The organism is Butyricimonas sp. RTP31003st1_G1_RTP31003_210430 (assembly GCF_040920905.1).
GTDB classification, from domain to species: domain Bacteria; phylum Bacteroidota; class Bacteroidia; order Bacteroidales; family Marinifilaceae; genus Butyricimonas; species Butyricimonas paravirosa.
Window position 1 is genome coordinate 1 of sequence record NZ_JBCOSQ010000018.1, and the last position, 24,583, is coordinate 24,583.

Sequence of the window (24,583 nt, forward strand, 5' to 3'; positions counted from 1 at the left end):
CTGTAACGCAGTATCAGGAACAGGGGCTACCCGTGCCGCATTCATCTATCAATGTATCACGATCATCATATATCTTGTTTACCTCTCTTCTATCAACCGGATCGGAGAAGTCCCGCTAGCGGTGTACTGGACATCGGAACATCTTTACGTACTCCTTCTTTTTCTTTTTTCATGGTTTCACCTGAAAAGAACAAACGAAAAAATCGTGAAACTATAATAAGAAACGAACACGGTCATGAAAAACTTTTTCAGACCGCGTTCGTCATGTCCAGCACCAAACGGTGCTGGTCACTAAAGAAACGTACCCGTTCCTTCTCCCCGCTCACCGTAATCAGCGTGGACGAACGCTTTAACGAATTCATCCAGCTCTTCAACCGGTTGAACGTCTCCAAGTCAAAAGATGATATTACGTTCAATGTGAATGCCTTCAACATACTTAATTGATAATTCGGGCTACCCAGGTAACAGTAGCTTGTGTCAAGATTAATATTCGACAGATAAATATACATTTCGTTCCCCGTATCCTCATGCAATCCTTTCGCCGTGAAACGCTCCAACTTCTCCAGCAGCAAGATCAACTCTTCTTGCAACTCCTTCAACTCCTCGGGTGTAATCAAGTTAATACTGGCAAAGAACAACATATCCGTCACCAGATAATGAAACACCAGATGATCAAGAATATAAAAAGAGGATTTAACACACCGCATTCCATGTAAAAAGTCCTGTTGAATCCTAGCTAACCGATCGTTAATCACCACCTCACGAAAAGGTTTCACCGTATCCACGTTGCTATATTGATATAACCATTTAAATAAATAAAAACGCGTGATCCCGGGATAATAGTAGCAAAAAGACTTGGGAAGAGTGTTCGTCGAGAAACCGGCCTCCCAGTCCGGTTCATTCTCCGCACAAGCGAATATCTCGACGAAATCCTGCATCATCCGGAAATCCGCATCAAGCGGGTTCGCATACTCCACCAATTTCAATTGAAACGGACGACTCTTACATGTATCCGTTTCCGTCAGATTATCCAGAGAAATTCCCAACTCCTTGGTGATAGTCATAACCTCCATAAACGTGAACGGGACCTCGCCGCGCAACCGACGATAAACCGCTTCCCGTTCGATATACAACATATCAACCAAAGTATTTGTCAACTTAGCCCCTTGCGGTACTTTCTTTCGCAATTCCGCCAGGAAACTTTCATACAGTGAAACATCTTTCATACTTATACACTATTTTCATAAAGAACTCAAGTCAAAAGTATGGAAAATACTCCCAGATCCCCGAAACACAAGAAACATAATGCGACTATTTTTGACACGCACCTTCTCCATTTCCTCCCAATTCAAACATCCAACATTAGCACACCGTTCCTTCTTTTAAAAATAGCCATTTTTTCTCGCTCCTCTATTCTTCCCCGCAACCAACAAGAACAAAAACAAGAACAATCTATTATTATTGTAAAACAACCAACATTCACATACAATTATAGATTACTTGGATTAATAATAATCTTGTACCTTTACATCAACTTAATGAAACAATAATAAATAAATAAACTTAGAAATAACAGACATCGAGTAAAATCAGGTTCATTAAAACCATTTCTTTTTTTTTCATAATTCGTTAACTGTGGGATACGTCCCTTGTTTAACTAAAAAACAAAAGCTCGCAAACAGCTGACCGTGAGGGTCCCTAGAGCTACCGGGTCCGCGAAATCTTCAAAACAATAACCCAAATACACACACTATCAGGTCGCGGACCCACTCTTTTTTAATCACACCATAAAACTTACCACGTGCTTTAACCCAGACAATTACGATCATTCGTCCCGTTCTGACGCTCCAGCCAGTCAAACATGATCTGGTAGACCTTTCCCCGGACCTCCTTGCAGGATAGAACCAAATCGTGCAGACCACCCAAGACCGACATGATCTCCACCTGTCCCCGGATATTCCGTGCTACCTGCTGAATGTCTCTCACGTTCAATATAGCATCGCGGGACTGCACTTGTTCCTCATTCGAGAAATTCGAGACTGACCTCTCCGAATGTAAAACCAGCACGGGTTTTCGTACTTCAAAAGGTTGCCTCAACTCCCGTTGTGCTTTATGAATAGCCCGAACCCATCCCAAATTAATCCGGGGTGCAACATGCGGTTTCCAAGCCAAGTTATACTCCCACTCTCCCCGACTCTCCCGGTGCAGGAATTTACCATATTGCTCCGTGAATCCTCCGGCAATCTTTATCCCCGGTAAAAAACCTCCCACAAACGAGGCAAACGGGATACACTTCTTCACAAACCAACTTTTATTAAAATCAAAAAAAGGACTGTTCAACATGATGCCGTCAAAAAGAGAACTATCCCCGTGTTCTTTAGCGTAAAGCGTGGCAATCAACCCGCCCGTGGAATGTCCTAACAAAACGGTTGTCCGGCTTCCCTCCTCCCGGATCATTTGCAAAGCGAATGTGATCTCCTCGAAATAAGCCCGAATATCCCGGATGTCATTAAACTTTTGATGAGATAACCATGAACGCCCGTATTTTCGCAAATCCAGCGCATAAAAATGAAATCCCTGTTCGTTAAAACGGAAAGCTATTTCCCGTTGGAAAAAATAGTCATTAAAACCATGAATATAAAGCACCGCCCGTCCATTTCCCGAATCCGACAAACGGCGGACAAGCGTGGCTATCGCCCGCCCCTCGTAATCATCGCACAAAGAGATTGTCGCTCGTTGAAATCCCTCTCCCAATATATCTTCCTCGTAAAAAGTGTCCATACTCGTGCCTTTTTTTTGTTCTTCCGACCGGACCATATACCCCATGCTCCCGGTCACTTTGCCATCGAAATTAAGTATAAATTTTCATACTTCTACACATTCGCCTATATTTTCAATATATCCCGCCACCCGGTAATCTCGAACTTAACGTACTCGGCCACGATTTGCTCAATTTCCTGATCCTCTATCTTATGCATGATAATTTCCTCGAACAAAGTAAACATCCACACGGAATGAAGATGGATAAAAAAATCAGAAACCGTCACGTTCAGAACGGGATACCTGTATTTCATTTCCGAAAACCACTCTTTCACCAACTCAGTGGAACGATCGGTAAAACTTTCCCGGAAATTCGCAAGGGATGATCCCTGAGCCCGGAACAACAACAAGATCATCAATTCCCGATAGCGACGAATCAGCACGATATACTCGTCAACCGCCTCCCGAAGATAAACCTCGCTCAATATCTCCATCACATCGGCCCCGTAATGCCCGTGATGCTTTTCCAGCATCCGCTCAAAAGCATGGGTAACGGGATACACGATCGAGCAAAAAAGGTCATCCTTACTACTAAAATAATTATAAATATTCCCCAACCCGACTTGCGCCGTCTCGGCAATTTCACGCATGGACGTTTTCTGAAATCCTTTTCGTAGAAACAATTCTTCCGCGGACTTCAACAGCTCTCTTCTGATGTCATTCTTCAACTTTTGCATAGTTCGGTTCATTATTTAAATGTAAATAAACAAGTAATCACACATCCCGACAATCCCTAAAAATGATGATTTTACCCGTTCAGACTACTTGATATAGGGGGGCCCATATTTACTATGATTCAGAAATTTTCCATTAAAAATTCACTATTTTTAGGGATTGTCCCGTTCCTCCCGGAGTTGTAATTTTGTCTAAAATAAAATTCATATTACCACATGACGAAAAAAAAGACGAAAAGAAATGTTGACAAACAAAATATAACGCATCCCACAATCAAAATCACCCCACGGAGAGCTTGTAGAAATACAAGCTCTCTTTTTTTGAACGATTTTAAATATTGTTCTTTATTGCAAGACATCGAAAATTAATATAATAACCATGGAGAAGAAAGGATTTATCAACAAGTTTTTCCAAAACGCTGGAAAACCGGAAGGATTTCTCGGCAGAATGATATTAAGAGGTATGAACAAGGGACACGCCCCTCTGTCACGCTGGGCCAGATCCTGCCTAGTATGGCAACCGGAGTGGAACACTCTCGACATCGGCTGTGGCGGTGGGGCCAACTTATCGGAAATACTGAAACTATGCCCGCAAGGGAAAGTTCACGGCATCGACATCTCACAGGAAAGCGTGGCATTTGCCCGAAAGAAAAACATGAAACACCTTGGCACACGTTGTTTCGTGGATCAAGGGAGTGCCGACCGGCTCCCGTATGCAGACAATTCATTCGACGTTGTTACCGCTTTCGAAACAATCTACTTCTGGGGTGATCTTCACCGGGCATTTATTGAAGTGAAACGAGTGCTGAAAGACAACGGATTCTTTCTAATCTGTTGTGAGGCAAGTGACCCGACAAACGAAACCTGGACAAGCCGCATAGAAGGAATGGTAGTACATCCAAGCAGCGAACTAAAATACATCCTTGCCCAATCCGGCTTTACCAATATCACCCTACACCGGAAGAACAAAGAAGATTTATGTATCGTGGCACAAAAACAAAGTTCAAACAATTAAATAATATATCATGAATACATTAAAAAAACTTCAGCAGTACATGGGCAATCGAAAAGCACTTTTGCCCGTGTCCATGGTATTATCTGCCCTTAGTGCGCTGGCAGGTATGTTGCCGTACATACTGATCTGGTTTATTGTAAGAGAATTACTCGCCCCCGGCGAAACTATCGTTTCCGGCAATATAGAAACTTACGCGTGGTGGGCTGCCGGTCTAGCCGTGGGCAGCGTGATTCTTTACTTTGCGGCCCTGATGGCGTCACACCTGGCCGCATTCCGAGTTGAATCCAACCTGCGCCGTGAAGCCATGCGTAAAATCGTACAAATGCCCCTCGGCTTTTTCGATTACAACACCAGCGGGCGCATCCGTAAAATCATTGATGACAACGCGGGAATCACCCACAGTTTCCTGGCCCACCAAATGCCCGACCTGGCAGCCACGTTCCTCGTTCCACTCGTTGCGGCCATACTCATCTTTTCATTTGACTGGCGACTCGGCCTTGCCTGCATGGCTCCCGTCATTATATCCATGATCGTGATGGGATTCATGATGGGTACCAAAGGACGGCAATTCATGCAAAGCTACATGACCGCCCTCGAAGAAATGAACACGGAGGCCGTGGAATACGTGAGAGGAATTCCCGTGGTGAAAGTTTTCCAGCAAACCATCTACTCGTTCAAGAACTTTCACAAAAGCATCAAAAACTATAATAAAATGGTATTCGGCTACACTCGAATGTGGGAAAAGCCCATGTCATTCTACACCGTCATTATCAATGGTTTCGTGTTCTTTCTAGCCCCGCTGGCTATCCTGTTGATCGGGAACACGGGAAATTACGCCCCGGTGTTACTCAATTTTTTCCTGTTCGTCCTCATCACCCCAGTCTTCTCTCAAAGTATCATGAAAAGTATGTATTTAAACCAAGCCTTGGGACAAGCGAGTGAGGCTATCGGACGTCTCGAAGACCTAGTTTCTTACGAGAAACTCCCCGTTCCGTCCTCCCCGAAACCGTTAAAAGACTTCAGTATTCAATTTAATCAAGTATCATTCCACTACCCGGGAACGACACAAAAAGCAATCGACGGGATCAGTTTCAGAATTCCCCAGGGGAAAAGAGTTGCCCTCGTCGGAGCATCAGGCGGGGGAAAAACCACCCTGGCCCGACTTGTTCCCCGCTTTTGGGAAACCTCGGAAGGCCAAGTGATGGTGGGCAATATCAACGTGAAAGACATCGCCCCGAACGAATTGATGCAACATATATCATTTGTATTCCAGAACACGAAATTATTCAAAACGACCCTACTTGAAAACATTAAATACGGCAATCCCACGGCCACGCAGCCCGAAGTCGAGAAAGCCGTGGACATGGCCCAATGCCGGGAAATCATCGATAAACTTCCCCTTGGACTGAACACGAAAATAGGCTCGGAAGGGACATACCTTTCCGGGGGCGAACAACAACGTATCATACTAGCCCGTGCTTTCTTGAAAAACGCTCCCATTATCGTACTCGACGAGGCAACCGCTTTTGCCGATCCGGAAAACGAACACTTAATACAACAAGCCCTGAAAGAACTGACCAAAGGAAAAACCGTGCTGATGATCGCTCACCGTTTGTCGAGTGTAACCGATGCCGACAATATCCTGGTCATAGATAAAGGAAAAGTAGCAGAACAGGGAACACACACCGAATTAATCCAACAACAAGGGATTTACAATCATATGTGGAACGAATACCAGCAATCCGTTCGCTGGACTATTGGAAAGGAGATCACTCATGCTTAACACGATAAAAAAACGTTTCGCCCTTTCAACACAAGGAGCGAAAGACTTCTGTAAAGGAACATTTTTCACCGTCCTGCTTGACATCGCACTGATGCTGCCGGCCGTTTTCGTATTCCTGTTTCTCGAAGACTATCTTCGCCCGGTATTTACCCCATCGGCATCCGTGACACACGGTATTCTCTATTATAGCCTACTAGGGCTTGCCTTCATGATCGTCATGTACATCATCGCCGTTTTACAGTATCGTTCCACCTACACCACGGTGTACGACGAAAGTGCCAACCGACGGATCTCACTGGCTGAAAAACTGCGTAAACTACCCTTGTCATTCTTCGGGGAGAAAAACCTTTCCGACTTGACCGCCACGATCATGGACGACTGCACGGATTTGGAACACACGTTCTCTCATGCCGTTCCCCAACTATTTGCCTCTCTCATCAGCCTGTTACTGATCGCTATCGGAATGGCCTTCTACAACTGGCAATTAACCCTCTCCCTATTCTGGGTAGTCCCGCTGGCTATGGCTGTTATTCTCTTCTCGAAAAAAGCAATCCTCAAAAGTAACGAAACCAATTATCTGAAAAAACGAGCCGTAACCGAACATATACAGGAAGGACTGGACACGATTCAAGAGATTAAGTCCTACAATCAAGAGTGTGATTACTTGAAAAAACTGGACGTAAGAATCGACACCTATGAAAAGATGCTGACTCGCAATGAATTGACCCTCGGCATCCTAGTAAACGGTTCCCAAAGCATCTTGAAACTCGGACTGGCAAGCGTGATAATCGTGGGAGCCAACATGCTGGCAAACGGCAGTGTAGACCTGTTCACCTACTTGATATTCATGGTGATCGGTTCACGGATTTACAACCCGTTAAATGAAGTCATGAACAATCTCGCTGCCTTGTTCTATCTGGATGTCCGTATCAACCGGATGAATGAAATGGAATCACTCCCGATCCAACAAGGAAACACGAACTTTAAACCTGAAAATTTCAATATAGAATTCCAAGAAGTTGACTTCTCGTATGAACAAGGGAAACCCATACTAAATAAAGTTTCTTTCACGGCAAGACAAGGAGAAAAGACCGCCTTGGTTGGCCCATCCGGTAGCGGCAAAAGCACCGCGGCCAAACTGGCTGCTCGCTTCTGGGATATACAATCGGGAAAAATAACCCTAGGCGGACAGGACATCAGTCGTATCGATCCGGAAACCTTGCTGAAAAATTACTCTGTCGTATTCCAAGACGTGGTTCTTTTCAACGCCTCCATCATGGACAACATCCGTATTGGAAAACGGGATGCCAGTGACGAGGAAGTACTACGTGTCGCACGGCTTGCCCAATGTGATGAATTCGTCAGCAAAATGCCCCAAGGCTACCAGACCATTATCGGGGAAAACGGGGAAACCCTGTCCGGTGGAGAACGCCAGCGTATCTCTATCGCCCGCGCCCTGCTGAAAGATGCCCCGATCGTCCTGCTTGACGAGGCAACCGCCTCCCTCGACGTGGAAAATGAAACCAAAATTCAAGCCGGGATATCCGAACTCGTTCGGGACAAAACGGTACTGATCATCGCTCACCGGATGCGTACCGTGGCTAATGCCGACAAAATAATCGTGCTGAAAGACGGTCAGGTAGTGGAAAGCGGATCAGCAGAATACTTGAAAAAACAAAAAGGAATATTCGCAAAGATGATTGAAAGACAGATTACGAGCATAAATTAATCCAACTTCGTGTTCCCTTTCGAGAGCAAGACAATCCCTCACCAGGGAACACGAAGTTCCTCAATCATATCTTTACAAAACCATCCACACACATCAATAATCCTCCTCGTTCACTTCCCGCTGACTTATTCACGAGGTTCCGCTAAGAATAATAAACGCCTCCTCTCCCCCTACCTCTCTATTTCTTTATCATCCGAGCAAATTTATTCATATAACAACACCCTATGGAGAATACAGAAAAGATTAGGTAACCTACAAGTAAGCTTAGTTTAGAGAATAACTATCGCTTCACCACGTTCCCCTCCGCGTCAAAATAAATATTATGGTGACGTTTATACCCGAATGAATTTTTCCCGACACCATCAAACCTAACTTATAATAAAAAAACAAGGGAAATCCCACGGAAATCCTAGGGAAATAATCTCCCTTATTCGAAGATCATTCGAAGTTTCTTCGTGGCTCAAACATTACGGAATGGCTAGGCTCCGGGTAAGCATCGAATGATCTCTGAGGGAGCGAGATTATTTGGGTTAAATTACTTCTTTATCCGGGTTGGATTAGAGTAATATCACGGACGTAAATTTATATGGCTTTACCATTAGATGATCCCTTGTATCAGTCTCTTGAACAACTGCCACCCAAGATTTTTATCGTATCAACACGAAATTTAAACAGGTTTTTAATATTATAGAAATTTATTTAATTCTTCTACTAGCAAATAAACTGTAGTAGAAGATTCTTGTTGTGCCGGGTTGTTTCTATCAAACCTCTTTTTTTTTGGTCGCTTGATGCTTTCTATCAAATACGACTAATGGAACTGGGTAATTCATAATTGAAAATTTTAGTAATGCAAACGGTAATGCAAGCAGTAATGCATTGGTTACAAAAATATGCAGTCCATGACCTAAAGTTGGCATCTTTAGACATAGTTTTAACATACTTTTCATCCCCCAAAAACAAGAATAACCCCTTGATTGTCAGAGCAACAATCTCTATATCAACGCAAAAGGCGACTACTTTTGTAATCGCCTTTGGTGATCCAGCTGGGACTCGAACCCAGGACCCCAACATTAAAAGTGTTGTGCTCTACCGACTGAGCTACTGAATCCTTCAATTGTGTTTCTCAATTGCGGTTGCAAAGGTATATCTTTTTGTTTCTCTCACAAATTTATTTCGATTTTTTTTCACGCATTTTTTTCATGAAAAGAGTAAAAACTTCATTATGATTTAATTGAGTTTCCCGTTTCCTCGCCATAAATTCGGACAAAAGATAGGAATTGTCGGTATATTTTACTTATTTTACCAAACAATCACAAAAAAATCATTCATGAATACATCAAAAATTCTATTTTCTTTATTCCTTGTGCTATCTCTTTTAGTTTCCTGTGAAAAAGACAACAATCACTCGGAAGACAATGAATTAGCCACACGGATGAATCAATTCATTCAGAACAATTTATCTACATTCTACTTGTGGTATGCCGAAATACCGGACATTAAACCGGAATCAGAAAAAGACCCGAAAGAATATTTCAAGGCCCTCCTTTCTTCCAAAGACAAATGGTCCCTGATCACTGATGATGCCAACGGACTTCTAGAAGAAATGGCAGGAACAGGGGAAACTTACGGTTACGGGCTTGCTTACGGACGATTCAAGGACAGTGATAAATGTTTTGCCGTTGTTCAATATGTCTATCCCGGTTCTCCGGCTGCTGAAAAATTGAAACGAGGAGACATTATCGTAGAATTGAACTCGCAAAGCTTTACAGAAAGCGACCTCAGCAAACTTACCAATCCCGGGACCCTCAACTTGGGAATGGGAAAACAAGAAGGGAATGTCATAGCTCCTTCGGGAAAGACTGTCACCATCACTTCCCGGAAAATGGATGCAGACCCCGTTCTTATAACCAAACTCTTCGAACGGGGAAACCACAAAATCGGCTACCTCATGTACACCAATTTCACGAAAACGTTCAATACTAGCATTGTAAAAGCCTTCAACGAATTTAAGGAAGCCGGGATTACCGATCTTATACTCGACCTCAGGTACAACCACGGAGGTGACGATGACGCCTCCACATTCCTATGCAGTGCGATTGTTCCCAAAGAAAAAGCCGTGGTAGGTACACTTCTCTCCAAAGAAACATGGAATTCGCCCTGCCAAAAAATATTCGAAAGTGATTCCCAATACGGAAACTTACTTAACAGGTTCTTCGTGGAAACCAATTGCAATCTGGATTTACCCTCCCAGAAAGTATATATCTTAACCTCAGGCGAAACTGTTTCTGCCTCCGAGTACACGATTGCCTGCCTTAAAGCATTTATGGATGTCGAACTCGTGGGAACAAAGACTTACGGAAAATACGTCACCATGTACGCTTTCTCCCCGCAATATGAAGAAAATGGGAAATTAGTGGCAGATAGAGAACTGGCCAACTGGTTAATATTTCCGGTATGCTCTCGATTCACCAATATTGACGGGTATCCCAACTCCTTGGAAGGCATGACACCTCAACACGAGGTTAAAGAGGATCTTTTCAACGGTATTCAACTTGGCGATGAAAACGAACCCTTACTGGCAGAGGCCCTATCCCTCATTTCCGGAACACGACGAATGCAAGCAAAAGGCAGAAGCATTGAAACATCCCCTGTATTTAATATGCTCCCAAAAGCATTTAATGACATCAAAAGCAATCGGATAATTCACGTAAAATAATCAAATCAATATAGCAACTATTTAGTAAAATATTCATAACTTGTGATGGCGTTTATACAGCTAATATCACAACCATGTTTATCAGAAAATCGGAGAAAAAAGGAATCATAACATTGGGCATTCTTACCATGGCATTATTCGTGCTACCACGAACCATTCACAAGAGTGAATACCCGGTCTTCTTGATTCCCTATTCCCGACTTTCTGATACGACACAAACCGTCTCCCCAAAACCTCTTGTAATCGAACTCAATTCCGCCGACAGCACGGCATTGGTCAGTATCCGGGGCATTGGCCCATACTACGCCAGCAAAATCCTGCGTTACCGGGAACAACTGGGCGGTTTTCACGCCACCCGTCAACTCAAAGAAATTAAATTTCAATACCTGAACATAGATTCATTACTTCCCCATTTCTCCGTGAATCCTGCGCTAATCCGAAAAAAGGAACTGGACACCATGAGTTTTAAAAACGTTTTACATCACCCCTATCTAGTGTACGAAGATGTTCAACTCATCTTCAACGCCAAACGAAAATTCGGTAAGATTGACTATTCTACCTTGGAATCCCAAAATATTTTACCATTATTTAAACTCAAAAAAATAAAACCTTACTTCAAATAATTTTGTATAACTTTGTATAGAACAATACATGATAGTTTGTCGTAAATAATTTACAACACTGTCATTTACAACGCAAACAACACACATAACTTATAGCGTATGAAAAAAGTATTTATAACACTAGCAATTATTATCGTGCTAATTATTGTCACACTGATGGTTATACCCGTCTTTTTCAAAAGTGACATCCTACGATTAATCGAGGAGAAATCCTCAAAATACATCCAGGCCGAACTGGCTATCGGGGACGTACATCTGAGCATGTTCAAAAACTTCCCGAACCTAAGCGTATCCTTGGATAACGTGGTCATTTCCAAGGAAGAAACGAACACACGGGACACTTTAATCAATATTCCTCTTTTCGAGGCATCCGTAAATTTACGTTCCTTAATTTCCGGTAAAGAAATCATAATCAATAACATTTTATTAAAAGATTGTGATTTTATGCCCAAAGTCAATGCCGAAGGAAAAGCCAACTGGGACATCATGGTTCCTTCCGACACGACAGAGGTGAAAACAGAAGAAACTCCCGTGGAAACCAAAGAAGAGTCCGGTTCGGAAACTGCCATCGCTTTCAACAACATCGAAGTGCGTAATCTGATGTTAAACTACCAAGACGAACAAGCACAGACATTTGCCCGGGTCGATGCCGTGAACATGGCCTTACAAGGAAATTTTTCCGAGACCAACACCATACTAAACGTGTTATTGGAACTCAAAAACATATATTTGCGTCAAGGTAAGAGTGTGTGGGTAAACAACACTGATTTCAATTGGCAAGCCGAAATCGGTGCCAACTTGAAAGAACTCCAATTCGACATCAAGAAAAATGATATGTCATTGAATGACTTGAAACTGGATTTAACCGGAAACATTGATATTGATGACGACAAATACACGATGGACTTGAATCTGAACGCACCCGACACGAAATTCGAAAGCCTGTTAGCGCTAATTCCTAAAGATTTCCAGAAAGAAATCGAGGGGGTCAAAACTTCCGGAGAATTCCAACTCAGCCTATCCGCGAAAGGGGAATATTACGAGAATCATCTTCCCGCTTTTGACTTGCGTTTCAACATTCTGAACGCAAATCTGAAGTACCCGGACCTTCCCGAATCGGTTGAAAAAATCAATCTGAAACTGGCAGTAACCAACCCCGGCGGAACCATCGCACAAACCAAGGCAGATTTAAGTACTTTGACCTTCACGGTTGCCAACAACCCGTTCAGCATGAACCTGCTTGTGGTCAATCCGGACGACCCGACATTAAAGGGCGGCATGAAAGGCGTTATCAACTTCGAGAGTTTGAAAAAAGCCTTACCGTTAAAAGACATCACGTTAAACGGTATCTTAACAACCGATCTCTCCTTTGACGGGAAGTACCAATATATCGAGAAAGAACAATACGAAAAGTTCACGGCAAATGGTAAGATTGCCCTGCAAAACGTGTTGTTCAAGAATGCGGACTTCCCTGCCGGAATTTCTGTTCCCTCCGGAGAGGTAACCATCACACCCGCCCGGCTGAACTTGAAAGACTTGAAAGTAAAAATCAACTCTTCAGACTTCGCCCTAGCCGGCTATCTAGCCAACTACCTGCCTTACGTGTTCAAGGATCAGACCTTAAAAGGTAACTTCACCTTGAATTCCAACAAAATCGACTTGAATGAATTCATGGCAAACATGACGACCTCAGAGGCCGACACGACACAGGTTGCAACAACACAAAGTTCGGCCCCGGCAGAAGAAACATCAAGTGTACTGGCTATTCCGAAAAACATAGAACTGGCCTTCGGCACGAACATCAAAGAAATTTTGTTCGATAGCCTCGTGATAAACTCCGTCAAAGGAAACATCGAAACATCCGGTGGTATCGCCACGCTAAAGAATCTGAGCATGGATATGCTGAACGGGAACCTGATCATGAACGGGGCCTACAACACGGCAAACCCGGCCAAGCCTTCCGTGGACTTGAATTTACGGGTTACCGACATTGACATTCACTCGGCATACAACGCTTTCTCTTTCATCAAACAAAGCCTGCCGATTGCCATGAACTGCAATGGTAAAATATCTGCTGCCATGAAATTCAGCTCGGATCTGGACAAAGAAATGAGCCCGATCATGACAACGGCCAATGGTGGCGGTAGCCTCTCAACCAAGGGATTTGTCCTGAATGATAATCCGGCCATGACCCAACTGGCCAGCCTGTTGAAAAATGACGAGTTAAGCCGTTTAAGTATTTCCAACTTGAAAATAGACTTCAAGATTGAACAAGGAAATATTATTGTGGAACCGTTTACCACGAATATCGCGGGTAACCCGACCACCTTCTCCGGTAGCCAAACCGTTGATGGCAAAATGGATTACACGATGTCCATGAACATTGCCCGGAAATACTTCGGGAAAGACATTGACAACGTGTTGAAAGCCATCCCCGGAGCCAACAACATTCAATCACTGGACGTTGATGTCAAACTTGGTGGTACTCTGGATAAACCGACAATTACCCCCGATTTGTCTAAAGCATTGAAGAAAATAGAAAAAGAAGCCGGTAAGGAATTAAAAAATAACCTCTTGAAAGGCTTGGATAAACTATTCAAATAAAAGAAACGGAGGAGCGTAAAAAACATTCAAAAAAAGCAATTCTAAAAAGAATTACCACGCTCCTCCTATATATTTTTCCATCAATATCTCTTGCTGCAAGCAATGGATATCCCCGGCATAATAATCGGCCAAAGCGGCATCACACAATTTTCGGGCTCCCATCATAGCCTCTTTGCCATAGAATCCTGCAAATGAAAGTATATTCACCTGCACCTTTCCACCTTTTTCTTTAAACCGCTCACAATACCGGACAAGATCCTTCGCGTAAAACGGATACCGTTCCGGATGCGCCAGCACAGGACAAAATCCCCGTCCCTGCAAACCAAATAATATATCATCCACGTAATTAGATGGCCCGACAAAACTATGCTCAACTAACACTTCCCCCCGGTTCGATGCCATGATTTCTCCCCTTTCCAACACCTCCAGCATAAACTCCCCCATCCGGTATTCCGCCCCGGAATCCACCTCTACACGCACCCCCTCTTCCCGCAAGCGGGACTTCAACACGAACAACATACTCTCCACATCTTTCGGTGTATTTATCATAGCCGGGTAAGCCACGTGGGGCGTACACGTCAATCGTTTCAATCCCACCCGTTCCATTCGTTTCACGATCATCACGGCCTCATCCATCGTCTTCACCCCATCATCCAAACCGGGTAAAACGTGAGCATGTATATCATTTTCATACTCGAAAAAATATCGTTTACGTCTATTAAAAAACAACATGATCAAGAAATTTTACGATCTTTATTCCCGTTACCGTAACCGTATTGATAGCCGTATACATAACCGTATCCGTACCCGCCCGATTCAACCTTTACCCCGTTGAGAACAACCCCTAAATCCGATAGGCGCTTATCTTTTTCCAGCTCGGATAAAAGTCTCAACGATTCCTTCCTCAATACATTAGCCCGCACCACGTAAACACAGGCATCCGCCAACTTACTCAAAGTAAAACCTTCTGCCAGCACACCCAGAGGCGGTGTATCCAGAATAATACAAGAATACTTCCCTCTCAGATACTCCAACAACTCCTGCATCCGTGGACTAGCTATCAATTGTACCGGATTAGGCGGTATAACTCCCCCGAACAAAACGTGTAACTCCTCGTTAACCCGCCAGATTAACTGCTCCGGAGTATCACACAATCCCGCCAAATAGGCAGACAACCCCTCCTGTCGATCGAAATCAAGAAAATTATGCAAACTGGGATTCCGCAAGTCACACCCGACAACAATCACTCGCCTCCCTGCCTTGGCATACGCGTTGGCCAGATGAGTTGCAACCATAGATTTTCCTTCTCCGGGAATGGTAGAGGTCACCATAATCACCGGGGACTTTTGTTGTTTAAGGATATAATTCAATTTCTCCCGGATCAACTGCATCGATTCCGATTGAATAAAATCCTCTTCTCCAACCTTTACCTTTCCATTCCCGACCTCCGGGAAGGTTCCCAGCAAAGGCAAACGAACCACTCGTTCGAGATCCTCAACACTCCTCACTTTCGAATCCAACATATCCATTCCCAGAATAATCCCCACGGGTATACACACGCCCAACATACACCCCAATAACAAAATCAACGATTTCTTCGGGCTTACAGGCCCCTCTCCCGCATCAGGATCTTCGATAATCTTCGCTGTCGGCACATAAACCAGTTTCGCAATTTCTGCCTCTTCCCGCTTTTGCATCAGAAAAAGAAACAAATTCTCCTTCAACTCCTGCTGGCGGGCTATTGCCCGGTATTGTTTCTCCTGCGTGGGTACCGAAGTCAATCGTTCGTCCACCGAAAGACTTTCCCGTTCCAACCCTTTGATCTTTATAATCAATCCCTTTTCCACGTTTCCGATGGCCTCCCGGATACTACTCTTCACCCCTCGCAACTGCATATCCAACCCCGTCACGATCGGGTTATTCTCCCGGGCACTCAACAATAATTTCTCGCGTCGTAATATCATTTCGTTGTAACGAGAAAGAGCATTATTCAACCCGTCATCCGTCAACCCCATATTCTCCGGTAACAACGAGAACTCCCCATCCTCGTTCTTTTCCGTCAGCAATCGAATACTTCGCACCACGTCCAACTCTGTTTGAGCCTTTAGTAACTCCGTTCCGGCCAGCTTTTTCCTTTCCATGGCAAAAGCCGCGTCAGAAGTCAGATCCGTCAGCTTATTCGTGCGCTTAAAACGTTCAGCATCATTCTCAATTGTCCCCAATTCCCCGTTTATTACCTGCAAGCGAGCATTAATAAACTCCACCGTCTTGGCCGAAACCTGTTGTTTATCCGTCACCCCGTTCTGGTTATAGCGATCCACCAAAGCGTGTATCAACTCAACTCCCCGCCCCGGAATCGGATCTTTCAACATAATTCGCACGGCATTCGTATTTTTTTCCAGCGGCATGATACTCAAATTTTTATAAAAAGCCTTCGTGGCCGTTTCGTATGAATCCAAGTTAATTCGGACTTCCCGTAATTCACTCCCCATGTAGTCCGCATTCTTTTCCACGGAGATACAATAATCCCCCATGGAAATACTCTCCGAAAAATGTCCTCGCCGGATCACCTCTCCCTTCGGGTCGGTCACGACAATCTCGTCATTTGCAGTCAAAAGAACATACAGACAAGTATCCTTTATACCCTCCGGGTGATCAACCAATATCTTCACGGGAGAATCATTATAAAGTTCATGATCCCGGAAAAAACATTCTTGAGTATAACGTATATTTAACTCCAAATCCCGAACCACCTCCCGCATCAAATTCTTCGACTGCAATTCCACCATTTCATTCTCCACGTACACATCCCCCGCCCGGAACAACCCCAACTCCTTCATCATCACGTTTGTTCCCAACTCACCTTTTTTCGTGTCACTAATCATCACCTTCCCGTGAATATCATACACCGGCGTACTGATTAAACAATAAAATAGTGCCGCCGCCAGACACAGCGGCACCGAAATGATAAACCAACGCCACCGGACTAGAATCTTATAAAACAACTTACCCAAGTCAATGACATCTTCCTGATCAGACTGTATTTCTCTACTAACATTCTCGTTCATAAAATGGTTATTTTATAGATTCATAAATAGTTGCAACCAGCTCTTCCGGTCATCATCTTATTATTAAGGCCAGCACGGCCACGAAAGTGGATACACTTGATAATATATAAGGTAAGAAAGTTCCCGCATTGCCTCCCACGATTCGACCCCGGCTCGGTTCAACATACACCACGTCATTTTGCTGTAAATAGAAAAACGGGGAATGTAACAACTCACTCGAAGTTAGATCGACACGGGAAAACACCTTTTCATTCCCATCCTCCCGCATCACCAAAACGTTCTTTCTCTTGGCATTAATCTGTAAATCACCCGCCATTCCCAAGGCATCAAGAATAGAGATTCGCTCGCTGTTCACCTTGTAGCTCCCGGGATTACGCACCTCCCCCAAAACAGTCACCTTAAAATTCAGGAATTGAATCGTCACGATCGGGTTCTTCAAATAGCCGGACAACTTCTCCTTTAACATATCGGCCAATTCATTACGAGAAATCCCGTCCACCTGCAACTTACCTAAAACAGGAAAATCAACATATCCCTCTTTATCAACTAAATATCCTAAGGCTGCTTGCTGGTTTCCCGAAGTGACCTCTTTCCCTAAACCGATCATCGGGGTATTGAATGGTAAAGCTGCCTCAATGTCATCACACGACACGATAATCGACAATAAATCATCAACGTGAATCACGGTTCGATACTCACATGCCGCCTTAACTCGTTTATCCACTTTAATATCCTGTAAATAAACGACCTTTTTACTGGATGCACACCCGAGAATGCACATTCCACACACCCAAACAATAAACAGCTTATAAACAGACATATACACCTCTCTTTTTATACATTCACGCTATCAAAAAACCAACGATTTTTGATAGCGAAAAAAGAAAGGTAAAATCAAATAATCACGAAAAGTCACCTAGTCATAAAGGTATGTGTATGAATGACTAAGCAAAAAACGTAAATAAAAAAGAAGAAGAGGATTTATAATATTAAGAATCGTTCGTTTATTTGATTACAAATATAGATATTTTTTCATACACCTCTAATCATTTTCAATATTTTTGTCAATCACCATAAATTTAGAAAATTTCACTCACACATTTCATAGCCGATTTCGACCTATTCAACACCATATTTTTAACAAAATAGCAAATACTTCACTCGTTCGAAAAACAGGTTATCTCACAACTATGTTATTATTCTCCCTCGAAATATACCGTTTTTCAATTTCACCCTGTACACGGATGATTCGTAAAAGAAAAACGGTATTTAAACATCAAACGCCCCACCTCAATTTACATTTTTATATTAACAATCAAAACCGGGTCTCTTAAAATAACGGGCTTTGGGAAAAAAGTGATCAATTTCCAAGCCCAATTGTTCCAAAACCACGATCAAGTGAGATATATTCGGTTCAAAACTTGATAAACGCTCCCTCAAAACCATCCACGCATTTTGAGAAATCTCGACAGCCAACAAGGCTACCTTCGCCGATCCATTATAATCATCCTCTTCCTGCGTGGCATTAATCTTATCCGAATAGATATAATACCCATACAACGCCCTCCTAATCTTGGAGTGAATCAAATCCAGATACCAATTTACCTCCAACAACGCATCCCCGACCTCTTTCGTTCTGGGAGCATCACCTTCTTTTATCCTGGCCTCGTCAAACCATTGATAAATACTCTCTTGGCATTTCTCGGCCAGAGTCTTATAAATCCGGTCACATTTCACAAGATCTTCCTGTTCTATCTGCCTGACCGCCTCTTCATCCTCATCTTCCAAATCCTCGTAATCCTCCCCCCAGAATCCCCGGTCCACCTTCTCCGAGGAATAAATATCCTCTATCCCCATACCTCTTTCCTCCGCCAACTCTCGCAACACGTCAAAAGTAGAATCAAAAATATTTTTCAGACGGGCTAACGCCGACTCGTCATCATCCGGCATCTCCTCTCCCAAGTTCACTTTCGTACGCTCCTTCAGCTTCTTCCCCATCATGTAACTCATGCAACGAAGCTGCAATGGACAACGTTCACACCATCTGTCGCAATAATTGTAGATACCCGGCACGAAACCGGTATCTACAATCTTTTTTTCTTTTTTCTTAGGCACGTCCTTATAATCTTAACCGATTAATTTTTTATAACGTATACGTTTCGGGGTAACATCTCCCAAACGTTTTCTCTTACTTTCCTCGTATTCGGAGTAACTTCCCTCGAAATATACCACTTTAGAATCACCCTCGAAAGCCAGGATATGAGTTGCAATACGATCCAGAAACCAACGATCATGCGACACGACCACGGCACAGCCCGCAAAGTTTTCCAATCCCTCTTCCAGGGCCCGTAACGTGTTCACGTCAATATCATTCGTGGGCTCGTCCAGCAACAGCACGTTAGCATCCTCCTTTAATGCCAAAGCCAAGTGTAAGCGATTACGCTCCCCACCGGACAACACCCCGCATTTCTTTTCCTGATCCGTCCCGGAGAAGTTAAATTTGGAAACATAAGCCCGGGCATTCACTTCCCGTCCTCCCAGGTTTATCAAATCACTTCCCCCGGAAATCACCTGATAAACCGTCTTCTCCGGGTCTATTGCTTTATGCTGTTGATCTATATATGCGATCTTCACGGTCGGCCCAACTTCAAATGTCCCCTTATCCGGTTGCTCCACGCCCATAATTAAACGGAACAAAGTAGTCTTTCCCGCACCGTTAGGGCCGATCACCCCGACAATTCCGGCCGGAGGTAACTTAAATTCAAGATCATCGAACAACACTTTATCCCCGAAAGCCTTCGCCACATGCTCGGCCTCGATCACCTTGTTTCCCAAACGAGGACCGTTCGGAATAAATATTTCAAGCTTTTCTTCTTTCTCCTTCACGTCCTCATCCATCATCCGGTCATAAGCCTTCAAACGGGCCTTACTCTTTGCCTGACGAGCCTTAGGAGCCATACGTACCCATTCCAGCTCCCGTTCCAGCGTCTTCCGGCGTTTGCTGGCCTGTTTTTCCTCCTGCTCCAATCGTTTTGCCTTCTGTTCCAACCAAGAAGAATAATTTCCTTCCCATGGAATTCCCTCACCCCGGTCTAGCTCCAGTATCCAACCGGCCACGTTATCCAAGAAGTAACGATCATGCGTCACGCAAATCACCGTACCGGGATATTGATGCAAGTGTTGTTCCAGCCATTCCACAGACTCGGCATCCAAATGGTTCGTCGGCTCATCCAGCAACAAAATATCCGGTTCTTGCAACAACAAGCGACACAAGGCCACCCGACGACGTTCTCCCCCGGAAAGGAACTTCACTTCCGCATCCGGTTCAGGACAACGCAAAGCATCCATAGCCCTCTCCAACTTCTGGTCAATCTCCCATCCGCCGTGATGCTCGATCAATTCTGTCAACTCCCCCTGACGAGTCATTAACTTATCCATCTCCTCATCACTCATCGGTTCGGCAAACTTCATGTTCACCTCCTCGTACTCCTTCAACAAATCCATCACCTCCTGAACACCCTCCTGCACGACCTCTTTAACGGTCTTGGAATCATCCAACTGAGGCTCCTGTGGCAAATACCCGATAGAATGTTCTTTCGACCAGATCACCTTACCCTCGTAATTCGGGTCTAACCCGGCAATAATTTTCAATAACGTCGATTTTCCGGAACCGTTCAAACCGATCACCCCGATTTTTGCCCCATAAAAAAAGGAAAGATAAATATCCTTTATAATCTTTCTTTGAGGTGGTATCGTTTTACTCACCCCCATCATGGAAAAAATAATTTTCTTCTCGTCTGTCATACCCATTAACTTACACGATATTATGTTTCACTTCTAGCACACAACTAATTATCCTTAAAATGGATACAAAGATATATTATATCTTCAAATTAAAAAAATATACTTAATCCGTTATACGAAACAAGCGTGTATTTTGTTTCAAAATTCTAAAAGAAATTCACAATTATTCTTTAACAAGACACTTGCCCCCTCATCAAACATAATTCATTCAAACATATAACAAACTAGCTATCATAGCCATTACACAAGAATCCCCGGGAGCCTTCTCTCTCCCGGGGATAAAAAAACACAAATCTCTATAAATTAATTAATCGAATAAATAATTCAATTTTAACACTAACAATCGATAATGTTCACGTGTTTTATCATTTCCTGTATTCATCCGACTTTTGGCCGTGTTGTATGTTTTTCGCAAATATTTCATCACGATCGGACGCTTATTTGACTTGTCAATTCTCGGAGATAACACAATTTCACCAAGAGCATCCACTGCATCAAAACTATGATGAGACTCGCAATAGGCATGACAACTACAAGTTGTCTCGTTCAACCATTCTCTCAACGAATTACTCCCGGCACTCTTGAACTCACCTTTATCCATGTACCCGGTCAGATTTTCCACGAAAGAATTCTGGAAAGCCATATCTGCCAACTGCAGATTACCGGTTTTCTTGGTAAACATCTCGTCAAAAATAATTCCCAGATATTCATCCAACGTGAATACATTCTTTCCGTCCACCTCGTTTATTTGCAAGCGCCCTAACGTCTCCCGGGTCAACATCTCGTTGAAGAATTGCGTTTGAGCCACGTAGTGCTTGGCTGTCGGGCCGATAATCGCGGTAATCTTATCATTAATAATCCAGTCCTGCAACTCGTTCAAATTCTTCAACACGAACTTCAACGCCGCGATCTGTTTTGCCTTGGGAACATACTGGTAAAGAGGTTCCGGATCACCATAATATTTCGGATTAATATACATTCCCCCGACACTCACCATAGCGTGATCCATAAACCGCACGAACTGACCGATAATCTCCTTATAAGTACTTTCAACAGCCGCGTACCCCTCATCATTTACAGCCATCCAATCCACAAAATTAGCCGCCACATATTTCAAATTCTTAAGACCATAAGTATTTGCTTTCACCACATCATCCCCTAAATCCTCTGCCATGGAACGAGGGTCAAAATTAAATTGAAACACCTGTTTCCCGTAAAAACACATCTTATTTCCGATCTGTTCTCTCACCCATCCCCGCAAAATTTCTTTCTCATCATCCGCACTCTTCACGTTCGGGAGTACCTGATACCCGTATTTAATAGCAAATTTATCATACTCGCCAATCAGAGGAGGAGTCAACTTTACACCTTTCTCCAAATCTCCGGGCTGTGCCACATAGTTAAACCGTGCATAATCCATGATCGACGGGGTAGTCCCGTATTTTTGAGTAAATTCCGGGTCTCTCAACTTCTCTACCGGGTAAGCCGCTGATGCTCCAAAATTATGCATTAACCCTAACGTATGACCGATCTCGTGAGCCGCCACGTAACGCATGGCTTCTCCCATATTCTCATCCGTCATCACGGGACAACGCACGGAAGGATCTACCGCCCCGGTCTGGATCATTCTCCACTTGTTCAGCAAAGTCACCACACCGTACCACGAAATCACGTCTCCACACAAAATTTCTCCCGAACGGGGATCAATCCACGACGGCCCCATTGAATTCTCTCTTGTCGATGCCACAAAACGATAACAATTATAATGAATATCATCCGGATCAAAATTCGGATCATCTGTCGGGTAATCTTTCACGACAATGGCGTTCTTAAAACCGATAGCCTCGAAAGCGATATTCCAGTCGGCAATACCCAACTTCACGTATTTTCTCCACTTCTCGGGAATTGCGGGGTCCACGTACCAAACAATCGGTTTCACGGGTTCTACTAACTCTCCAGCCAGGTACTTATCCATATCTTTCGGTTGCAAATCCCACCGATTGATAATCCCGTATTGTTGCAAACGATCATGATGTTCGTCAAATAATTTACGAGACTCTTCAAAAAAGCCAATCCGTTCATCCGCATAACGGGGAACCATCGGGATCTCCGGCAAGATAATGATATTACGAGCCTCTATCGTGGTCAAAGGACCTTCTTTATCCGTCGTGTAAGTCATCATACTCTTCACGATAATATTATCTTCGAAAGCCTTGAATTCCTCAATCTTTGAACGGTCACTTTGGAAAGAGCCTCCAAACGGTATCATCATACGCACTTCAGCAGGAAGATCCGGGAATGGAGAAAACTCAGCAATCGAAGACAAAAACAACGGAGTAGCATCAATCACACAACTGGAAGAATCTTTTGACATCACCTCGATTTTAAACGCTTTCCAGATCGGCGGGTTACTGTGTCTCTTGTAAGCTTCGTACATTTCCGACGACTCTTTGCACACGTAATCCAAATGAGGAAAATGGATATACACCTTATTCTCATCGCATGAAAATGTTATCAGCAAAGGGTCACGATTGATCGTTCCCGGATCAATCTGCCACGTGCGACTCGTGGAAGAAACCCGCGAACTAATCAAGAAATCCCGGCTCATAATCGCCTTCGGAATCTCCAAATAAATCTTATCCTTCTTCTTAATCACGTTAAACATTCCCTTCTTTACCACCGCATCCTTCATAAACTTCTCGTACTCGCTCGTAGAAGCCGCCTTAGAGGTGGAATCACTCGATTCCACCTTTTCCGTTCCGGCCTTCTTTTTCTTCTTTTTTCCCCAAGAAGAGTTTGAAGCATTTACACAAGTAACACTAAAACACAGTAATACCGTAATAATATATACAATACTTTTCATCTAATTATTAATTTATACCGTTAAAAAATAGTTTCTTGTAATCAATTCCTAAATTTGTCAAATCTGTTATGATTGCATCACATTTTTCTTTAATCTTCGGATAAGTTGTAGTCACTCTCGTGTATTCATCACTATCCTTTGTCAAGAAAAATATGAATGTATTTTTCAAATCGGTCGTTACCGATGGAAAATCCGTATATTTAGAACCTAACCAAGTAGTTCCAGTAGAAACCGTTACAAATCCTTCCGCGTACCCCTCTTCCTCTGTTAAGTGTTTATCATTTACCCGACTTTTCTTTTCATAAACAGACTCAAAAGTCTCACCAAAACTCATATCCTTGAATACACTGAGATAAGTGTTGAAGAAATCGTAATGTACTAAAGCCAAAAAGGCCTTTTGCTCCGCTAAATCTAAATTAGCTTTACCAGCCACGTTAACACCATAATAATTTATCCGAGCAATATTGTCTACAATCTTCGGGGTTAAATAAGTACCGGTATCATAAATAGTGTCTGCAATTATCACACTGTAAGGAAAATTCTCTTTTACAAACTCTGTCGTGTAGCAATCCAGAAAACCTGACTTAATAAGTTGAACTGTAGATAACAGATAATCTCTATTCGCATCACTCACGGGGTACATCTTCACTCCATTCTTTTCTGCAAAATTATACAGGTAATCGGATGAATCCGGATCTACAATAAATTCTTTTCCCGTATTAAAAAAGAATTCAGATACAATTTTCTTTACCGGATCAGTAGAATTTATATCATAATCACGACGTGGTCCCTCTTCTTCTACATGAATATTCTCCTCGTCATCACAACAACAAAATCCCACCAAGAACATCAATAATATAAATATATTTATCGCTTTCATAATA

Annotated in this window: 16 protein-coding genes, 1 tRNA gene and 1 pseudogene; 7 read left to right on the forward strand and 11 right to left on the reverse strand. The window is 43.3% G+C overall.

The window, feature by feature from the left end:
* Positions 1-217: pseudogene (locus AB5542_RS07455) on the forward strand (MATE family efflux transporter); the annotation flags it as partial.
* A gap of 31 nt (positions 218-248) precedes the next feature.
* Here AB5542_RS07455 and AB5542_RS07460 read toward each other — a convergent pair.
* The 3 genes from AB5542_RS07460 to AB5542_RS07470 all read right to left on the reverse strand — a co-directional run bounded on the left by AB5542_RS07460 (position 249) and on the right by AB5542_RS07470 (position 3,497).
* Complete coding sequence (locus AB5542_RS07460) at positions 249-1,226, reverse strand: hypothetical protein (RefSeq protein WP_279038856.1); 978 nt, start codon at positions 1,224-1,226, stop codon at positions 249-251.
* A gap of 580 nt (positions 1,227-1,806) precedes the next feature.
* Positions 1,807-2,781 (reverse strand): alpha/beta hydrolase, encoded by a 975-nt coding sequence (locus tag AB5542_RS07465; protein WP_279038855.1) that lies wholly within the window; start codon positions 2,779-2,781, stop codon positions 1,807-1,809.
* Positions 2,782-2,885: 104 nt separating this feature from the next.
* Positions 2,886-3,497: a TetR/AcrR family transcriptional regulator gene (locus tag AB5542_RS07470; protein WP_279038854.1), complete on the reverse strand. Its 612-nt coding sequence runs from the start codon at positions 3,495-3,497 to the stop codon at positions 2,886-2,888.
* 376 nt (positions 3,498-3,873) lie between these two features.
* On the opposite strand from AB5542_RS07470, the gene AB5542_RS07475 reads away from it, so the two are divergent.
* The 3 genes from AB5542_RS07475 to AB5542_RS07485 are packed head-to-tail and all read left to right on the forward strand — an operon-like array spanning position 3,874 to position 8,021.
* Positions 3,874-4,509 carry a class I SAM-dependent methyltransferase gene (locus AB5542_RS07475; protein ID WP_087419806.1) on the forward strand — a complete coding sequence of 212 codons (636 nt, stop codon included), beginning with the start codon at positions 3,874-3,876 and terminating at the stop codon, positions 4,507-4,509.
* Between the two features lie 10 nt (positions 4,510-4,519).
* On the forward strand, positions 4,520-6,292 hold the full coding sequence (locus AB5542_RS07480; RefSeq protein ID WP_279041204.1) for an ABC transporter ATP-binding protein: 1,773 nt from the start codon (positions 4,520-4,522) through the stop codon (positions 6,290-6,292).
* A complete protein-coding gene (locus AB5542_RS07485) occupies positions 6,285-8,021 on the forward strand; it encodes an ABC transporter ATP-binding protein (protein ID WP_279041205.1) in 1,737 nt (578 codons plus the stop codon). Before AB5542_RS07480 ends, AB5542_RS07485 begins: the two co-directional genes overlap by 8 nt.
* Before the next feature lie 1,032 nt (positions 8,022-9,053).
* Here the strand turns inward: AB5542_RS07485 and AB5542_RS07490 are convergent.
* Positions 9,054-9,129, reverse strand: a tRNA-Lys gene (locus AB5542_RS07490).
* A gap of 219 nt (positions 9,130-9,348) precedes the next feature.
* Here AB5542_RS07490 and AB5542_RS07495 point away from each other — a divergent pair.
* From AB5542_RS07495 to AB5542_RS07505, 3 genes are all read left to right on the forward strand, one after another.
* Entirely contained in the window at positions 9,349-10,737 is a 1,389-nt protein-coding gene (locus tag AB5542_RS07495) for a S41 family peptidase (RefSeq protein WP_279041200.1), read from the forward strand.
* Between the two features lie 74 nt (positions 10,738-10,811).
* Positions 10,812-11,360 carry a ComEA family DNA-binding protein gene (locus AB5542_RS07500; RefSeq protein WP_279041201.1) on the forward strand — a complete coding sequence of 183 codons (549 nt, stop codon included), beginning with the start codon at positions 10,812-10,814 and terminating at the stop codon, positions 11,358-11,360.
* A gap of 99 nt (positions 11,361-11,459) precedes the next feature.
* Complete coding sequence (locus tag AB5542_RS07505) at positions 11,460-13,964, forward strand: AsmA family protein (RefSeq protein ID WP_279041202.1); 2,505 nt, start codon at positions 11,460-11,462, stop codon at positions 13,962-13,964.
* Positions 13,965-14,015: 51 nt separating this feature from the next.
* Here AB5542_RS07505 and AB5542_RS07510 read toward each other — a convergent pair whose 3' ends face one another.
* From AB5542_RS07510 to AB5542_RS07540, 7 genes are all read right to left on the reverse strand, one after another.
* Positions 14,016-14,696 (reverse strand): tyrosine-protein phosphatase, encoded by a 681-nt coding sequence (locus AB5542_RS07510; protein WP_279040934.1) that lies wholly within the window; start codon positions 14,694-14,696, stop codon positions 14,016-14,018.
* A gap of 2 nt (positions 14,697-14,698) precedes the next feature.
* On the reverse strand, positions 14,699-17,032 hold the full coding sequence (locus AB5542_RS07515; RefSeq protein WP_288215219.1) for a GumC family protein: 2,334 nt from the start codon (positions 17,030-17,032) through the stop codon (positions 14,699-14,701).
* Positions 17,033-17,084: 52 nt separating this feature from the next.
* Entirely contained in the window at positions 17,085-17,852 is a 768-nt protein-coding gene (locus AB5542_RS07520) for a polysaccharide biosynthesis/export family protein (protein ID WP_118304053.1), read from the reverse strand.
* 488 nt (positions 17,853-18,340) lie between these two features.
* The gene (locus AB5542_RS07525; protein WP_118304055.1) at positions 18,341-19,147 is read right to left on the reverse strand and encodes a hypothetical protein; all 807 of its coding nucleotides are present in this window, start codon (positions 19,145-19,147) and stop codon (positions 18,341-18,343) included.
* Between the two features lie 12 nt (positions 19,148-19,159).
* Complete coding sequence (gene ettA, locus AB5542_RS07530; RefSeq protein WP_087422501.1) at positions 19,160-20,836, reverse strand: energy-dependent translational throttle protein EttA; 1,677 nt, start codon at positions 20,834-20,836, stop codon at positions 19,160-19,162.
* 307 nt (positions 20,837-21,143) lie between these two features.
* On the reverse strand, positions 21,144-23,699 hold the full coding sequence (locus AB5542_RS07535) for a zinc-dependent metalloprotease (protein ID WP_027202986.1): 2,556 nt from the start codon (positions 23,697-23,699) through the stop codon (positions 21,144-21,146).
* 7 nt (positions 23,700-23,706) lie between these two features.
* Entirely contained in the window at positions 23,707-24,579 is an 873-nt protein-coding gene (locus tag AB5542_RS07540) for a hypothetical protein (protein ID WP_147331734.1), read from the reverse strand.
* Between the last annotated feature and the right edge of the window lie 4 nt (positions 24,580-24,583).

What these genes read in the sequence shown, in the direction of transcription:
- AB5542_RS07500 (WP_279041201.1), top strand. Translation starts at nt 10,812, where the DNA reads ATGTTTATCAGAAAATCGGAGAAAAAAGGAATCATAACATTGGGCATT.
- AB5542_RS07505 (WP_279041202.1), top strand. Translation starts at nt 11,460, where the DNA reads ATGAAAAAAGTATTTATAACACTAGCAATTATTATCGTGCTAATTATT.
- ettA (WP_087422501.1), bottom strand. Translation starts at nt 20,836, where the DNA reads ATGACAGACGAGAAGAAAATTATTTTTTCCATGATGGGGGTGAGTAAA.
- AB5542_RS07465 (WP_279038855.1), bottom strand. Translation starts at nt 2,781, where the DNA reads ATGGACACTTTTTACGAGGAAGATATATTGGGAGAGGGATTTCAACGA.
- AB5542_RS07510 (WP_279040934.1), bottom strand. Translation starts at nt 14,696, where the DNA reads ATGTTGTTTTTTAATAGACGTAAACGATATTTTTTCGAGTATGAAAAT.
- AB5542_RS07495 (WP_279041200.1), top strand. Translation starts at nt 9,349, where the DNA reads ATGAATACATCAAAAATTCTATTTTCTTTATTCCTTGTGCTATCTCTT.
- AB5542_RS07470 (WP_279038854.1), bottom strand. Translation starts at nt 3,497, where the DNA reads ATGCAAAAGTTGAAGAATGACATCAGAAGAGAGCTGTTGAAGTCCGCG.
- AB5542_RS07475 (WP_087419806.1), top strand. Translation starts at nt 3,874, where the DNA reads ATGGAGAAGAAAGGATTTATCAACAAGTTTTTCCAAAACGCTGGAAAA.
- AB5542_RS07540 (WP_147331734.1), bottom strand. Translation starts at nt 24,579, where the DNA reads ATGAAAGCGATAAATATATTTATATTATTGATGTTCTTGGTGGGATTT.
- AB5542_RS07515 (WP_288215219.1), bottom strand. Translation starts at nt 17,032, where the DNA reads ATGAACGAGAATGTTAGTAGAGAAATACAGTCTGATCAGGAAGATGTC.
- AB5542_RS07535 (WP_027202986.1), bottom strand. Translation starts at nt 23,699, where the DNA reads ATGAAAAGTATTGTATATATTATTACGGTATTACTGTGTTTTAGTGTT.
- AB5542_RS07485 (WP_279041205.1), top strand. Translation starts at nt 6,285, where the DNA reads ATGCTTAACACGATAAAAAAACGTTTCGCCCTTTCAACACAAGGAGCG.
- AB5542_RS07520 (WP_118304053.1), bottom strand. Translation starts at nt 17,852, where the DNA reads ATGTCTGTTTATAAGCTGTTTATTGTTTGGGTGTGTGGAATGTGCATT.
- AB5542_RS07460 (WP_279038856.1), bottom strand. Translation starts at nt 1,226, where the DNA reads ATGAAAGATGTTTCACTGTATGAAAGTTTCCTGGCGGAATTGCGAAAG.
- AB5542_RS07480 (WP_279041204.1), top strand. Translation starts at nt 4,520, where the DNA reads ATGAATACATTAAAAAAACTTCAGCAGTACATGGGCAATCGAAAAGCA.